General features: G+C 71.9%; 12 protein-coding genes. 4 read left to right on the forward strand and 8 right to left on the reverse strand.

Annotated elements, in window-relative coordinates:
• Positions 1-557: 557 nt before the first annotated feature.
• On the reverse strand, positions 558-1,043 hold the full coding sequence (locus K8638_RS41805; protein ID WP_223760374.1) for a gluconokinase: 486 nt from the start codon (positions 1,041-1,043) through the stop codon (positions 558-560).
• A 173-nt stretch (positions 1,044-1,216) separates the two neighbouring features.
• Between K8638_RS41805 and K8638_RS41810 the strand changes: the two genes are divergently transcribed.
• The 3 genes from K8638_RS41810 to K8638_RS41820 all read left to right on the forward strand — a co-directional run bounded on the left by K8638_RS41810 (position 1,217) and on the right by K8638_RS41820 (position 5,118).
• Entirely contained in the window at positions 1,217-2,323 is a 1,107-nt protein-coding gene (locus K8638_RS41810; protein WP_223760375.1) for a DNA ligase, read from the forward strand.
• Positions 2,324-2,677: 354 nt separating this feature from the next.
• Positions 2,678-4,078: a serine/threonine-protein kinase gene (locus tag K8638_RS41815; protein ID WP_223760376.1), complete on the forward strand. Its 1,401-nt coding sequence runs from the start codon at positions 2,678-2,680 to the stop codon at positions 4,076-4,078.
• A 164-nt stretch (positions 4,079-4,242) separates the two neighbouring features.
• On the forward strand, positions 4,243-5,118 hold the full coding sequence (locus tag K8638_RS41820) for a hypothetical protein (protein WP_223760377.1): 876 nt from the start codon (positions 4,243-4,245) through the stop codon (positions 5,116-5,118).
• Between the two features lie 21 nt (positions 5,119-5,139).
• Here the strand turns inward: K8638_RS41820 and K8638_RS41825 are convergent, their stop codons facing one another.
• The 4 genes from K8638_RS41825 to K8638_RS41840 form a co-directional block, all read right to left on the reverse strand.
• Positions 5,140-5,766, reverse strand: a complete 627-nt coding sequence (locus K8638_RS41825) for a hypothetical protein (RefSeq protein ID WP_223760378.1) — start codon at positions 5,764-5,766, stop codon at positions 5,140-5,142.
• A gap of 101 nt (positions 5,767-5,867) precedes the next feature.
• A complete protein-coding gene (locus K8638_RS41830; protein WP_223760379.1) occupies positions 5,868-7,916 on the reverse strand; it encodes a neutral/alkaline ceramidase in 2,049 nt (682 codons plus the stop codon).
• 126 nt (positions 7,917-8,042) lie between these two features.
• Complete coding sequence (locus tag K8638_RS41835) at positions 8,043-10,220, reverse strand: PAS domain S-box protein (protein WP_223760380.1); 2,178 nt, start codon at positions 10,218-10,220, stop codon at positions 8,043-8,045.
• A gap of 154 nt (positions 10,221-10,374) precedes the next feature.
• On the reverse strand, positions 10,375-11,034 hold the full coding sequence (locus tag K8638_RS41840; RefSeq protein ID WP_223760381.1) for an acyltransferase: 660 nt from the start codon (positions 11,032-11,034) through the stop codon (positions 10,375-10,377).
• Positions 11,035-11,161: 127 nt separating this feature from the next.
• On the opposite strand from K8638_RS41840, the gene K8638_RS41845 reads away from it, so the two are divergent.
• Positions 11,162-11,776 (forward strand): DUF488 family protein, encoded by a 615-nt coding sequence (locus K8638_RS41845; RefSeq protein WP_223760382.1) that lies wholly within the window; start codon positions 11,162-11,164, stop codon positions 11,774-11,776.
• 30 nt (positions 11,777-11,806) lie between these two features.
• Here the strand turns inward: K8638_RS41845 and K8638_RS41850 are convergent, their stop codons facing one another.
• From K8638_RS41850 to K8638_RS41860, 3 genes are all read right to left on the reverse strand, one after another.
• Positions 11,807-13,555 (reverse strand): histone deacetylase, encoded by a 1,749-nt coding sequence (locus K8638_RS41850; protein ID WP_223760383.1) that lies wholly within the window; start codon positions 13,553-13,555, stop codon positions 11,807-11,809.
• A gap of 327 nt (positions 13,556-13,882) precedes the next feature.
• Entirely contained in the window at positions 13,883-15,094 is a 1,212-nt protein-coding gene (locus tag K8638_RS41855; RefSeq protein WP_223760384.1) for a hypothetical protein, read from the reverse strand.
• Positions 15,095-15,484: 390 nt separating this feature from the next.
• Complete coding sequence (locus K8638_RS41860) at positions 15,485-15,946, reverse strand: hypothetical protein (RefSeq protein WP_223760385.1); 462 nt, start codon at positions 15,944-15,946, stop codon at positions 15,485-15,487.
• Positions 15,947-15,955 lie beyond the last annotated feature (9 nt).

Genomic DNA, 15,955 nt, shown 5'->3' on the forward strand with positions numbered 1-15,955 from the left:
GGTTCGCGCGCTGGCCCGTGGCGAGGAGGCGTCGCTGGTCGAAGAGGACGTCAACGCCGCGGGCCGGGCCCTCTGGAAGGCTTTGGCTGCGGAGGAGGACTCGCCCTCCCGAGGCTCCGACACGCCTCCTTCTGGGACGGCGAGAACGGAAGACTCCGAGCCCGGAAGCGCCAGCGCGCCAGCGCCCGGAGCGGAGCAAGTCGAGGCCGCGAAGACCGGAGAGCTCGCGTTGGCCACTGGAGCTGCATCACCAGAGGCGCCCATCTCCAATGGAGTGGGGCGAGGCCAGGCCCCCCGAGAAGAGGGCGTGGCCTCAACGCGCGCGGCGCTCCCGTGCGATGCTCGACAACGCGAGCGTCTGGCCGTGTCACCCGGCCGTCGCGCCGCCTGGCCTCCGAGAAACAGGTGTGCCCGGGTCCTCGATGGAGGGATGCGAGGGTCGAGCGCCTTGGCTCCCGGATGGCTCAGGCATCCAGAACACTGGCCTCACCACAAGCGTCCTGGCACAGCCCGGATGGAAGCAGTGCTGTCGATGACCAGGGCCGGCGAGTCCCCCGTCAGAGCCCCAGCCCTTCGCGGATGCGCGCCACCACCTCGCTCACGGGTGACGACACGTCCACCCGGAGCGCACCGGTGGGCACCTCCAGCGTGGCGAGCTGGCTGTCCAGCAGCGACGGCGGCATGAAGTGGCCGCGCCGCAGAGCCAGCCGGCGCGCCAGCACCTCGCGCGGCGCGTCCAGGTACACCCAGCGCACCCGCGCCGGGTCCACTTCCAGGACCTTCCGGTAGGACTCCTTCAGCGCCGAACACGCCACCACCAGTCCCCCGCCCTGCCTCAGCGCTTCCCCAATCACTCCCGACAGCATCCACAGCCAGGGCCACCGGTCCTCGTCCGTCAGCGGCACGCCCGCCGCCATCTTCGCCCGGTTGGACTCGGAGTGCAGGTCGTCCGCGTCCAGGAAGCGCCAGCCCAGCGCCGCCGCGAGCCCGTGGCCCACGGTCGTCTTCCCCGCTCCGGACACCCCCATGACGATGACGACCATCCCGTCCGTCCTCCCAGCACGGTGAAAACCGCCGCCATCCTGCGGCCCCGAGCCCCCCGCGCGCCACCCCCTTGGATGCCGGATGCCCACCCCGTCACGTCCTGGGAATGTCAGACCCCACCGGTACTCTTCCTTTCGTCGCCGCGAGTGACGCGGCACGGAGGGGGAAGTTCATGGCGGACATCGCGGACGGCGAGCAACTCTCGCTCCAGGGCTCCGGCTCCAAGCCCTACATCCTCAAGAACACCGGCGGCGTGTACTCGTGCACCTGCCCCGCGTGGCGCAACCAGTCGGTCGCCATCGAGCGCCGCACCTGCAAGCACCTGCGCAAGGTGCGCGGGGACGCCGCCGAGGACGCGCGCATCGGCGCCCCGGCGTCCGGCACCAGCGCCGCTCCCGCGAGCGCGTCGAAGAGCACCGCCAAGGCGAAGAAGGCCGGCGCCTCCGCGGAGTCCACGGAGGCGGAGGACAAGGCCCCGCCGCTGCTGCTGGCGCACTCGTGGGAGAACGACGTCGACCTCACCGACTGGTGGATGAGCGAGAAGCTCGACGGCGTGCGCGCGTACTGGGACGGCAAGCGCTTCTGGTCGCGCCAGGGCAACGAGTTCTTCGCGCCCGAGTGGTTCACCGCGGGGCTGCCGGACTTCCCGCTCGACGGCGAGCTGTTCGGCGGGCGCAAGCGCTTCCAGCGCACGGTGAGCATCGTCCGCCGGCAGGACCGGAGCCACGACTGGAAGGAGCTCTTCTTCGTCACCTTCGACGCGCCCTCCGTGGACGCGCCCTTCGAGGGACGGCTGGAGCACTGCCGCAAGTGGATGGAGGACGCGAGGCCCGCGTACGCGAAGTGGCACGCCCACGAGCGGTGCCGGGGCACGGCGCACCTGCGCGAGGAGCTGGAGCGCGTGGAGTCCCTGGGTGGCGAGGGGCTCATGCTGCGCCAGCCCGGCTCGCGCTACGAGGCGGGGCGCTCGCACACGCTGCTGAAGGTGAAGAGCTTCAAGGACGACGAGGCGCGCGTCATCGGCCACGTGCCCGGCGCCGGCCGGCACAAGGGCCGCCTGGGCGCGCTGGAGGTGGAGCTGCGCAACGGCAAGCGCTTCAGCGTGGGCACCGGCCTGTCCGACGCCGAGCGCGAGGCCCCGCCGCCCGTCGGCACCATCATCACCTTCCGCTACATGGAACTGACCGACGACGGCGTGCCGCGCTTCCCGACCTACGTGGGCGTGCGCATCGACGCGGCCCCGTTCCCCGAGAAGCCGAAGTCCCGCGCCCGCGCGTAGGGCCACGGCCGCGAGGTGGGGCACCCGAGGGCCCCACCCCGCTGCCCGAGGTCCCGGTCCGCTGTTCGACGGAACCGCCGCGCAGTGCCTTCTGCCGGAAGGCAGGCGAGTTCAGCGAGCGGATGCGCGCGCGAATGCACTGGACGGAGCGCGCGTCCACCGCCCTGCTCGAAATTTCGCGCTTACAGGAAACGACCTCGTGCGCCTGTGCGGTAGCGGTCATCGCAACGCCGCGAACCGGCGTCTCGTACCGGCGGCCGTCCTCTCCTGGAGACTCGCGCGGTCTAGAGACAAACGGTGCAAGCCCTTGCAGAAGCCAGCGACGCCCCATCCTGGTGTCTGCTTTAGACGACCATGCACTGCGAGCTCTGTCTGTCCGACCATCCCGAGGACGTACTCTGCGACAACGTGTGCTGGACACAGGTGGGCCTGGCCACCGAGGAGGTGGAGCCTCCCGCCGTGGACCTCACGGGCCAGACGCTGGGGCACTACACGCTGGTGCGCCGGCTGGGCGCCGGCGGCATGGGCACCGTGTACCTGGGGGAGCAGACGCGCATCGGCGCGAGGGTGGCGGTGAAGGTGCTGCACCCGCACCTGGCCCATGACGAGAGCCTGCGCGCGCGCTTCTACGCGGAGGCCCGCACCGTCAACGTGGTGAGCCACCCGCACATCGTCCACGTCTTCGACATCAGCGAGGCGCCCGGCGGCATCCACTACTTCGTCATGGAGTACCTGGAGGGCGTGCCGCTGTCGCGCCTGCACCGGCCCATGGCCCCCACGCACCTCGTTCCGCTGCTGGCCCAGGCCTGTGATGCGCTGCACGCCGCGCACCGGTGCGGCGTGGTGCACCGGGACTTGAAGCCGGACAACCTCTTCGTGGTGCGCAACGGGGTGGGGCCGCCGTCGCTGCGCGTGCTGGACTTCGGCGTGGCCAAGGCACGCCGCCCGCCCACCGAGGACGAGACGGCGGCGGGCATCGTCCTGGGCACGCCGGCGTACATGGCCCCGGAGCAGTGGGCGGGACAGCCGGTGGACGGGCGCGCGGACATCTACGCGCTGGCCGTGACGGCCTACTACATGGCCACGGGGCAGCTTCCCTTCGAGCGGGGGCAGATGGCGGAGCTGGCGCTGTCCCCGGGGCCGGTGGACCCGCCGCCGCCGCACGTGCTGGCGCCCGCCGTGCCTCAAGCCCTGTCGGACGTGCTGCTGCGGGCCCTGGCGCGCCGGTGCGAGGACCGCTACCCCACCGCGCTGCACTTCAAGGAGGCCCTGCTCGCCGCCACCCTGCCCCCCTCCGCGGTGGCCCACCCGGTGGCGGAGCTCTCGCGGGGGCTCACGCCCGTGCCCTCGCTGCCGATGCTGGAAACGGAAGGGGCCACACCGGAGCCGGGCACCCTCACCCCGCCACTCACCTGGGTGGCCCGGGTGCGCCGCCGCGCCGGCTCCGGCGACGTGGAGGTGCGCTGCACGGAGCTGAACAAGGGCGGCCTCTTCATGTGCTGCGCGGAGCCCTTCCCGCGCCTCTTCACCCGGCTGGAGTTCACCCTGCTGCTGGCCGGCGAGGAGGTGGAGTGCGTGGGCGAGGTGGTGCGGCACGTGGACTTCGCCCAGGCGCGCACCTGGAACATGTCGCCGGGCGTGGGCGTGCAGTTCATCAACCCCTCGCCCCGGCTGAGAGACCTCATCCACCGGGTGCAGCCCCACCGCCGGGGCACACCGCCGCCACCCGCTCCACCTCCCGAAGCCCACCTGTGAGCCAGGCCCCGGCCCGGAGGTACCGGGGTTCCCCGGGCACACTGGCGCTTTCGTTCATGAGTATTCCATCGCCGCGTGCCTTCGTTCCCTTCCCGACGCGTATGGGGTTTCCACGCCCGGGCGGGGCTTCCAGGGAAGTCCCAACCCGCTAGCCTCCGAGCATCATGACTCGCGAGGGTGTGGGTACGGGCCGGAGGCACGTCCGGCCCAGGGGAGTCGTCCTGGTCATGGCGGTGCTGGCGCTGCTGGCGGCGAGCGCGTGTCAGGACGCGGCGAGGGCGGCGGGGACGGCGCTGTATGTGACGACCGAGTTCGACCCGCTGCTGCAGCTCACCCAGTTCCGGATGTCCGGCCGGGTGGACGGTGGGGACCTCCGCCCCGCGCTGCTCCCGGAGCACCCCGGGCGCATCCTCCAGAGTGGCGAGACGTTCCGCGTGCTGCTGCCGGACGCGCCGGACGGCGCCCGCGTGACGCTCCGGCTGGAGGGGATGCGCGGGAGCGAGCTCGCGGCGCTCGGCACGGTGGATGCGGCGGTTCGCGAGGGGTACGAGGTGGACGTCCAGGTGCGGCTCGCGCCCTGGCCGGAGCGCCCCGACGCCGGCACTCCGGACTCCGGCACGCCAGACGCGAGCACCTTCTGTGTGAGCTGCCCGGACGGCTGCTGCCGGAACGGCTACTGCGTGCCGCGAACCTTCCAGTCGTGCGGCGTGGGCGGGGTGGACTGCACCGTGTGTGACGGGGCGCGGGCCAATGCCTGTTCGGCCCTGGGCACCTGCACCTGCGGCGGTGGCCCGGCCTGCACCGGAACCCATGTGGACCGGTGCGCCGACGGCCAGTGCAAGTGCGGCGGCAGCGGCCCATGCGGGGCGGGCCAGGAGTGCGTCAACGGCGAGTGCCGCTGCACTCCCGGCTCCTGCCCCGACGGCTGCTGCGTGGGCAGCACCTGCGAGCCCGGCAACGAGCAGTCCAAGTGCGGCACTGCTGGCCAGGCCTGCCAGCAGTGCCGCAGGGAGTGCACCGCCGAGCGCGTCTGCCGGTAGACGCGCCGGTCCACGCGGGCCCTACTGCTTCGGCTTCTCCTCGCCCTGGGGCTGGCCGGCGCCGCCGACGCCGGCGGGCTGCTCGTCACCCCAGCCCGGCTCGAAGAACGCCTTCCACTTCCACTGGCCCTCGCGCTTCACCAGGAGCCCGGCGCTCCGGCCGTTCCGCTTCTTGCCCTCCATGGTCGCCGTGTAGGTATCGGTGTAGCTGACCATGGAGTCGGACAGCACGGTGATGTCCAGCTTGTGGTTCACCTGCATGTCCGCGGGCATCTGGTCGAAGAAGGGCTTCATCATCTCCGAGTACTTCTGACGCTCATACGACTCGGCCGAGGGAATGCCCTTGCTGTTGTCGGTGGCCATGAAGATGGGGAAGTCGACTCGCTCGAGCGACGCCTGGAAGTCGCGCCGCTTCATGATGGCGTCCTCTTCCTTGATGAAGGCCTCCACCTCCTTCCGCGTCTTCGATTCGTTGGTCGGCTTGCGGGTCCATGGCCCCATCTTCGACATGTCCATGGGCGCGCCCGAGCCGCCCGTGGCGGAGGGAGACACCTGCTTCTCCTGCTGCTTCTCCTGTTCCTGCTCCTGCGCCCAGACAGGCGAGCAGAGAGCGAACGAGACGAGTCCCAACGCGATTCGACGCATCATGACGTCCTCCTTCCTTCTCGCGCGAAGGTCGTGGCCCACCCGTCCCCGGACAACCCGGCCCGTCCGAGGCCGCCCGTCCCGGGCGTCTCCCCGGACGTTGGCTACCGCACGGAGAAGGGGCGCGAGCTGCCCGAGTACGGGCGCACGCGCCCGTCCCAGCCGGACTTCCAGTTCCCGTCGTGGACCAGGCGATAGGTGCCCGCCTCCGCGTCCGCGGGGATGTCCCACTCCACGGTGACGTGCGAGCAGGCCAGCGTGGGCACGCAGTTCTCACGCCGCCAGCGGTAGCGCGTCTCCCAGTCCCAGTCGTACGCGACGTCCACCCACTCCCCGCCGGGGCCCAGCCGCTGCACGCGCAGGTACGTGCCCTCCAGGCGCAAATCGTTCTTCGGGTGGCCGCCCCAGAAGGTGACGCTCACCGTCTCGCCGCGCGAGTAGGCGCCGCGCGCGTCGGTGACGACCTCGCCGAAGTCCACCCACAAGAGCTTGTCGTCGAAGACCACGCCCGGCTGGAGGCTCGCCAGGACGGAGCGCAAATCCCGGGGCGTGGGCCCCGGGGGCACGGGCTTCCCGTCGCGCAGGGCCACGGCCAGCGTGTCGAAGCCCTGCTGGAGGGCGGCCAGCGTCCACGGGCCGAAGTGCGTGGAGGCGCCCTCGTAGGCCTGGCGTGCGTACTCCTCGCGGGTGGCGACGTAGCCCGCGTACGCGTTGGACAGTCCGGCGATGACCACCTCCGTCACCCCCACGGGCGCCAGCCGCTCCAGCACCGTGCGCCGCAGCCGGCGCCCGGCCATGGTCGTCACCTCGAAGGGCACCGCCACCAGCGCGAGGCTGCCCACGGTGACGAGCTGCAAGGGGAGCACCTCCGGCGTCCACGGGTAGGGCGTCATGCTGCCCATCTCCAGGACGATGGGCTTCTCCCCCTGGCAGGGCGTGGTGAAGACGGCGCAGGTGAACTGGCTCCACACGTCGTGGATGGCGGCGCAGGAGGCGCCCTCCACACCGAAGCCCGGCCCGTCCTCCGCGCCCGCCAGCATGGACAGGCCGATGGCGGCGGGACAGGTGCGGCGCGGCGTGCCGTCCGTCCAGGCGGGCGCCACGTCCACCGCGTCCATCTTCAGATAGAGCTGCCGGAAGTCCACCCCGCCCGTGATGGGCGTGTTGGCGATGGCCCACAGCCGCGCGGCGAAGTCGTGCTGCCGGCGGGCGGAAATCTCCGTGTCCTCGAAGTCGTCCGCGCCGCCGCCGTCCGTCCCGCCGAGCACGTTGGGCGTGACGTCGCCCTCGTTGGAGTTGGCGAAGGCGGCGACGAAGCCCCCGCCGCGCGCCTTCTCGAAGAGGTACGAGGCCAGGCCCTTGTTGTCGCCGCTGATGAGGGTGTTGTCGTTGCCCATGGACGTGGCGTGCACGGCGAACCAGTTGATGAAGCCCACCTCGGTGCCGTCCGCGCGGGTGAGGCGCACCAGCGTCATCCGCGGGTCCACGTCGTGCGGGTACCGCGCGCGCTCCTCGGGCGGGTTGAGGCGGTAGGCCTCCGGCGAGCGGTTGCGGCTGGCGCCGAGCAGCTCGCCCGCGGCCAGCCGCAGGGTGCCCTCGCCCAGGCTGGCGTGGGCGCGGTCGATGGAGGCGACGATGCCGGAGACGATGGCGTCGAAGTTCCGCGGCACGAAGCCGAGCGACGTCAGGTTGTAGAAGGTGTAGTGCGAGAAGCCGCCCGGGCCCGAGTGGGTGTGCGTGGCGCTCAGGAGGACGTTGTCATCCGAGTAGAGGCCGCCGTAGCGCGAGCGAAGCTTCTCCACCACCTGCTGCTTCACGCCCTGGAACACCATGCCCAGGTCCGCGCTGACGAACACCACCCGCTTGCCGTTGCACGGCGAGGCGATGACGAAGGCACGCGAGCGCAGCCGCTGGTGGATGCCGGACGTCTGCTGCGCGAGCTGGCCGTAGCCCATCATCCCCACCTCGGCGGCGGGGCCGGTGATGTCGCCCATGCCGGCGCCGATGAGGAAGCGCTGCTGGCCCGCGCACGCGCCTGGCGGGCTGGCCGCCATGCCCTCCGGGGCAGGCACCGAAGCGGGGGGGGTCGCCCGGGCCGCCGGAGCGAGCACGAGGACGAGCGCCAGGGTCAGCCGGACGAGGTGTGTGCGCATACCCATCTCCGGGCGCCTGGGGTGGACGCCTCCTGTAACGAAGATGGTACCGGCGCGCCGGCCCGGGCAGGGGCCTTCAAGGGCGCGCCGTCATGCGGACCACAGTCGCGCGCGGGGAGGCGCCGCTCACGCGTCCGGCCGGCCCGCCGCGCCCTTGGAAGGCGCGGGCGGGGCGACGTTCAGCGCCACGCGGAAGGTGGTGCCCGCGCCCACGGACGACTCCACGGAGATGTGGCCGCCCATCCCGTTGATGATGGTGTCGCAGATGGACAGGCCCAGGCCCGTGCCCAGCCCGGAGGCCTTGGTGGTGAAGAACGGGTCGAAGATGCGGCGCAGGTGCTCCGGGGGGATGCCGTGGCCGGTGTCCCGCACCGCCACCACCACCCGCCCCCCGTCGTCCAGGTAGGAGGTGAGGCGGATTTCGTTCGACTCCGAGTGGCCCTCTTCGATGGCCTGCGCGGCGTTGATGACGAGGTTGAGGAACACCTGGAACAGCTTGCCCTCGTTGCCTTGAACGGGGGGCACCTCGCCGTACTCCTTCACCAGCTTCGCGCGCGCGCGCACCGTGCTGGCCGCCATCTGCGTCACCGAGTCCAGCACCCGGTGCACGTCCACCGCGTCCTCCTTGCCGTCGTCCACCCGGGAGAAGACGCGGAGCTGGCGGACAATCTGCCGCATGCGCTCGGCGCCCTCGCGGGCGTCGTCCAGCACCTGGCGGCACTCCACCAATTCGTCGTGCGAGAGGGGCCGCGAGCGGGGGCCCACCGTGCCGTGGAGGTAGTCCAGGTTGGACAGCACGTAGGCCAGCGGGTTGTTCAGCTCGTGGGCGATGCCGGCGGCCAGCATGCCCATGGAGGCCATGCGGTCGGTGAGCATGAGCTGAGCCTGGGTGCGCTTGCGCTCGGTGAAGTCGCGCGCCACCGTCACCCGCGCGGGCGCCCCGTCCACGACGACGGCCAGCGTCACCAGGTCCGCCACCACCACCTCGCCGTCGCGGCGCATCAGCGGCATCTCCACCGCGCGCGCGGAGCGCTGGCCCTCCATGGCCTGCCCCAGGTGGAGCCGCGCCGCGTCCCGGTCCTCCGGCCGCACCAGGTCCAGCACGTGCCGGCCCGCCAGCTCGGAGGCGTCGCGGTAGCCCAGGTACTGCACCAGGGCCGGGTTCACCGACAGCAGCACTCCGTCCCCCACGTGCACCATGACGGGGTCCGGGAAGGCCTCGATGAGCAGGTGGACACCGGCCTCGGTGCGCCGCAGCGTGCTCTCCGTGCGCACGCGGAGCGCGTTGTCGGTGCGCTGCTCCAGCGCCAGCGACAGCGCGCTGGCGGCGCCGGACAGGAGATTCACCTCGACGGGGCCCCACGGCCGCGCCTCGCGGCAGTTGTCGAAGCCGATGACGCCGAAGAGCTGCCCGTGCACGTGCAGGGGGAGCAGCAGCACGGACTTGACGCCCTGGCCCTCCAGCACCGGCGCCAGCATCTCCGTGAAGCCCCGCGGCAGGGCCTGGACAGGGAGGCCCCGCATCAGCCGCCCGGACTGCTCGGGGTGGAGCGCCTCCAGCAGCGGCAGGCCGTGCATCTCCGGGTCCTCCAGGTTGGGAGGGACGCCGGCCTCGCACCACTCCGCGCGCTGGGAGGCCAGCAGGTTGCCATCCGGGCCGCGGTGCATCTCGAAGACGTAGACGCGGCTGGCGGCGGACACCCGGCCCAGCGGCTCCACCACGGCGCTGTACAGGTCCTGGGGCCGCTCGTGCGGCATCATCCGCCGCTGCACCTCCACCATGACCTCGAGGTAGCGCTCTCGCGTGGTGACGGCCTCCTCGGCCCGCCGCCGGGCGGTGACGTCCGCCAGGGTGCCCACCACCTCGCCGGGCGCGGCCGGCAGGGCGCGGGCGGACAGCGCCACCCAGCGCATCCCCCGCCCCTCCGCCGCCTCGATTCGCAGCTCCTCGCGCGGCGCCAGGCTGCGCTGGGTGGCCGCGGACTCCAGCAGCGCCCGCGCCCGCTCCTGGTCCTCCGGGACGAAGACGTCCACCAGCGGGCGGCCGAGCCAGGAGCCCACCAGCATGCCCGTGAGGCGCTCCCAGGGCTTGCTGACGTGGGTCAGGCGCCCGTGCGTGTCGAGCTGGAACACCACGTCCTGCATCAGGTCATCGAGGATGCGCGCGCGCTGCGCCTCCACCGACACGCCGGGCGGAGAAGCCGGAAGTGCCCGGGACGAGTGCGCCTCGCACTCGCCGGTACACGGCTCGGGAACCGGCCCTGGGGCGTCGTCGCGCCCCGCTCCCCGCTGCTCGTCCGCCAAATCCGGCCTCCTGTGCCCACGGCGAGGGGCCGGAGCCCTGACAGCACCGAAGGCTGCCGGGAGCACCTCCAGACCCTGATCCCCTCCCGGTGGCGACGTCGTCCCGGAGTTTACGGCGACCGAATGTCCGGAAGTCAATGAAGGTGAGTGGGGTTCACACTCCGTCGTCGGGCTCCCACCCCCCAGGAGCACCCGAGCGAGGGCGCTGCCGGCGGTCTCCCATGACACGGGCGGGCACGCCCCCGACGATGGCCCAGGCGGGCACGTCCCGGGTAACGACGGCCCCCATGGCCACCACGGCATGGTCCCCCACGGTGACGCCGTCGGTGATGCCGGCGTTGGCGCCCACCCAGACGTCCGCGCCAATGACGATGCCGCGCGAGGTGACGGGCTGGTCACGCACGGCCCGGTCCGGCGCCAGCCCGTGGTCGAAGGCGTAGAGGGTGGCGCCGGTGGCGATGCGGGTGCCCTCGCCGATGCGGATGCCCGCCGCCCCACCGTCCAGGCTGGCGCGGGCGTTGAGGCTCACCCGGGGGCCCAGCACCACCGGCCCGTGGAGGAAGACGTCCGCGGCCACGCTGCAGCCGGGGCCGATGGAGACGGTGCGCCCGGGCTCCGCGAAGATGCGCGCCTCCGGGGCGATGAAACACCCCTCGGCGATGTCCACCGTCTCCAGCTGGCGCAGCCGCTCCTGCACCTCGCGCTGCCAGGCCTCCGCCCACTCGCGGTGGCGGGGCTTGAGGGAGAAGTAGAGCCACGGCATCCAGGAGAGCCGGAGCTTGTGCTGCTCGCGGCGAAGCGCGTCCAGGTCCACGCCCCCTGACTACCATGCCCCGGGCCCACTCCGGTGCCGCTCGGCCCCTCCTTCTGCCGCCGGGCCCCGGGGCCTGCATCGCCGCGCGGCCGGCACCATCCTCCCGGGGAAGGAGGGCTCCAGGGACATGGCATCCGCGCTGCCCAGGCGGGCATGGGGGTGGGGCAAGGCCCGCATCTTCGCGGTGGGCCACTCCACGCGCACGGCGGAGGAGCTGGTGGCGATACTGGAGGCGCACGGCGTCGGGGTGCTGGCGGACATCCGCACGGTGCCGCGCTCGCGCACCAACCCGCAGTTCAACGCGGACACCTTCGCGAGGACATTGGCGCGAGTGGGCATCCACCACCACCACCTGCCCCGGCTCGGCGGCCTGCGGCATCCCCGGAAGGACTCGCCCAACACGGCGTGGCGCAACCCCAGCTTCCGCGGCTTCGCGGACTACATGCTGACGGAGGACTTCGAGAAGGGGCTGGAGGAGCTGCGGGTGCTGTCGCGCGAGGGGCCGGTGGCGATGATGTGCGCGGAGGCACTGCGCTGGCGCTGCCACCGCTCGCTGGTGGCGGACGCGCTGTGGACGCGCGGCGTGGAGGTGCTGCACCTGACGAGCGCAACCCGCGCCGAGCCGCACCGGCTCACCCCCTTCGCACGGGTGCACGGCACGCGGGTGCTGTACCCGGGCACTCCGGAGGAGGCCCACCTGAGGCCGGTGGCGGAGGGACACGGCGGGCACCCGGCGCCGTGACGGTGGGCTGGAAGCGAACGTGGCGCCGCGCTACGTGGCCGGCACCATCGTGAAGTGGCAGCGCTCGCGCTCGGCGGCGATGACCTCCACGTCCGCCGCCGTGGGCTCCACGCGCGACACCATGTCGTCCGGCTCCCAGCGGTAGGGCTCGCCGTTGAGGAGCACGCGGCCGTCCACCACCGCGCGCGTGGCATCCAGCAGCGCGTGGCCCGCGAGGTCCCTCACCATGGCCTCGAAGCGGCCCTGCCGCAACGGGTCGGCGAAGCGGAAGCGGAAGCGCGCCAGCGCGGCCAGGTGGAACCACATGGGACGGAACGCCACGCCCGCGAGCGCCAGCCGCTTCGCCATCAGCAGCAGCATCTCCGTGGCCTCGCGCGCCAGGCCCAGCCCCGGCACGTCCTGTCCGGGAAGCTGAGGCCGCAGCTCGCTGAAGCGCGCGCGCGGGTGGCGCAGGCTGAGCCAGTTGACGAAGAGGAAGGGCTCGTTCGCGATGGTGCGCCGCTCCACGACGACGTCCACCAGCAGGTGCTCCTGCCCGGCCGACCGGCCCATCAGCTTGATGCGGTCCCCCGCGCCCGTGGAGCCCACCTCCACGCGCAGGCGGCTGTAGCCCAGCCGCTCCAGGTGCGACAGCAGGCCGTAGCGGAACAGCGCGTACTCCAGCGACTGCGCCGTGTAGTAGCCCAGCACCTTCGGCTGCAGCGCTCCGCCCAGCCCCAGCGAGCCCTCGAGGTCCTCCAGCGACAGCGTGATGTCCTGCGACTCGCCCTCCTGGGAGAGCAGCCGGGAGATGCGCTGGTAGCGCGCGCTCAGCGGGTCATAGCGCGCGGTGATGCGGCGGGAGCCCTTCCCCGCCAGCACCAGCACCGTACCGGCGAAGACCTTCCAGGAGTCGGCGTGGTAGCCGCCGCCCGGCAGCCACACGCTGGGCACTCCGCGCAGCGCGTGCGCCAGCGCCCTGTCGCGCCGCCGCGCGCCTTCCAGCGTCAGCCCCACCCGGCCGAAGCGGTCCCCCGAGAGCACGTCACCACCGGCAATCACGAAGGCCACGTCCGGCCGGGGCATGCGCGCGAGCAGGCCTTGCAGCAGCGCCAGGTAGTCGTTGTCGCTGGTGCCCTCGGGGACGCGCGTCTCGTCCACCTCGAGCGGGAGGGCGCCCCAGTCGCTGCCGGACAGCGAGCCAATCCACGCCTTCTCCTGGCCGGCGAGACACTCCGCCGTGCCGTCGGGAGGGTGCGCGTCCAGGTCGAGCACCACCGCCTGCCCATCGAAGCCGTCCGCGTGGAGCGCCGCGAGCGCCACCGCGATGTCGTTGATGGCGCAGAAACCGCCGCCCCGGCCCGGCGCCGCGTGGTGGAAGCCGCCGGCCATGTTCACCACGGGGCCCCGGCGCGCCATGGCCAGGCGGGCCGCGCCGATGGTGCCGCCGCACACCAGCCGCATGTTGGACAGGAGCGTGTCCACGGGGATTTCGGACGGGTCGGTGGCGAAGATTCGCGCCAGCGTCTCCGGCTGGCCGAGCGATTCGAGGTACGCGGGCTCGTGCACCCGGGCCAGCTCCTTGTAGCTGGCCGGCATCGGCCGGTGCACGTCGTCGGGGCGCACCACGCCCTTCTCCAGCAGGTACCAGGTGGTGAAGTCCACCCCACGAGGCTCGATTCCCACCGAGGACTCGATGCCGGTGAGCGGCAGCCGGTAGGACTCGTCGTAGAAGATGGGCACCGACGTGCCGCGGCTTCCCCCGGGCACCCACCGCGCCAGCCAGTTCCACACGCTCATGCGCGACACCTCGCGCAGGGCCAGGAGGGGGACGGATGGAGCGATGGAGCGAGGCGGGGGCTGTGCACGGCGACGGCAAGCTTCGCGCAGGACACGGCGCTCCGGGGGCTTTTTTGCGTCCCTGGACTGTCCCGCGATTCACTCCAGGCGGAGAACGAGGACTGGAGTGCAACGCGCCAGCCCTCCCGGGCTACTTCTGCACGGAGAGGATGAGCCACCTGCGGGTATCCACCGCGTAGATGATGGGGATGTCCGAGAGTGGCGGGCCTTGCAGCTCGCCGAAGCTCGGCCAGCACGAGCGGAGCGGCTGCTGGGAGGCCGAGCGGACTACCGGACCCGGGCGACGACCGAGGCCGCCCCCGCATCCCAGGCCTTCCCGCCGTTGATATCGGAGGTGTGCTCTCCGGTCCCGACCACGAAGAGCCGGTACGGTTTGACCTCGGCGTGGGGGCTCCCCTTCAGCGTGACACGCGCCTGGAGGTCGGCTCCGGCGGGCACCTTCAGCTGGAGCCAGTCCGCGCCGTCGCGCAGGCTGGACCGGCCGATGACCTTGCCGCTCGTGTCGAGGATTTCAAGGTCGAAGTCGTCGAAGTGCTTCGCGAGGTCCGCGGCGGAGTCCTTCCCCGCGGGGCCCGCCTCGGGCACGACGGCGCCCGTCGTCGGAAGGACGAGGACGGTGACGTACTGGTCGACCCGGGAGTGGAAGTTGTAGGTGTCCGAGTCCCGCTTCTTCTCGAGCTGGCCCTCGACCATGAAGGAGGTGTCGTTGTCCTTCATGGCCTTGGCGTGGGCCTCGGTGTAGTTCTCGAACAACTCCTCGGTCTTCACCGCGTCCAGGCCCCAGTTGACGTTGAGGGTCCGCTGGACCTGTCCCTTCGAGTTCTCGTATGCGCCCGCTTCATTGGCGCGGAAGCCATGAGCCCCCGTGGGGCCCAGGGGACCGAGGGCGCCCAGCGCGCCCAGGGGACCCGCGGGCCCCAGGACGGCCTCGGAGCCACCGGGCCGCAGCGGCTCCACCACCCCATTGGAGGCCTGCTGGCTCAAGGGCCCGTACTTTCCGAGAGGGCCCAGTGAGCTGAGGGGCCCTCCCAGCATCGTGTTGAGCTGGGCCCAGGACTCCCAACCGAAGCTCCCGGTGATGTAGCGGGAGGGGTTCCAGGCGTTGCGGCCCACGGGGCCCATGGCGCCCAATGGACCGCTGGGACCGACGGGCCCCAGGTAGCCCAGCTCGCCGGCCGGGTTCTTCAAGCGCAGCGTCACCTGGGGCGCCTTGGTCTTGGCCTCGGCACTGACCACCGGATCGATCTTGCTCACCCCCCGCGCGCCCGCGGCGCTGCCTCCGACAGCCCCGGGGGCGTTCGTGCCCGGCTTCTTCTCACTGAAGCCGTCCCGCGCGACCGCGGCGCTCTTCACGCCGGTCGTCGGGGGCGCTTCCTTTTTGCTCGCGGGAGCGTCCACACGGGCGCCGACCTTCTTCGCGTCGGGCTGCGGGGATGTGAGAGGGGGGGTGCTGCGGTCCGTGGAGCGAACTGAGGACATGTGACCTCCTGGAGGGAAAGGAATGGAGCCGTGGAACTGGCGGCCCCCATGTGTTCGGGACTCCTTGTGGCAGCCACATTGACGGAGCGTGAAAACTGAATCAACATTCAAGTAAAGAATTCCGCGCGCAAAATGTGCGCCGGGAGCAACCGGGGACGCGGCGGAGCGATGGGTCCCCGTCTGTCGTGGCACCGCGCTTCGCCCGGGAAGCCGTGGGTCATCACGTCCGACCCGCCTCACGTTGGACAGCAGCGTGTCCACCCGCACCTCGTGGAGGAGCTCACGAGAGAGGAGTCCGACCGCCTCCACGCCGAGGCGCCTCCTGGCTGCCCGCCTTGAGCCGCCCGCCCCGCGCGAGCCATCACGCGAGGCGGGCGGCGAGCGGTCCCTTCAGAACAGGGCGGCGCTCATCGTCGGAATGGTGAGTCCATACAGCGACACCGAGCCGCGCTCATCCAGGTCGGTCAGCCTCATGTCCGCGGTCATGACGCCGCTGCACCACTGGTAGTGCATCACGCTGGACGGGTCATACGGCGTCAGCGCGCGCCAGTCCGAGTCCTCGAAGCACGTCCCGGACGCGGGGTGGGTGTGCTCATGACGGAAGCCCAGGATGTGGCCCAGCTCGTGGCGCAGCACGCCCTCCGTCGTCATGTTCGGCGCGAGCGTGTCCCAATCCGGATTGGTGTCGAAGTCGTCGTAGTCGATGACCAGCGGCCGGGCGACACAACCCTCGCCGCTCGGCGTGCTTGATACGGTGGTGGTCTCCTGGTCCGCTGGCCCGCAGCCCGCGAGCGCTCCCAGCAGGACCATGGACGCCAGCCCCCGCCACGGAGGTCTGAATTGTCTTGTCATGATGGCGTC

The sequence above is a fragment of the Myxococcus sp. RHSTA-1-4 genome (assembly GCF_020037125.1).
Classification (GTDB): domain Bacteria; phylum Myxococcota; class Myxococcia; order Myxococcales; family Myxococcaceae; genus Myxococcus.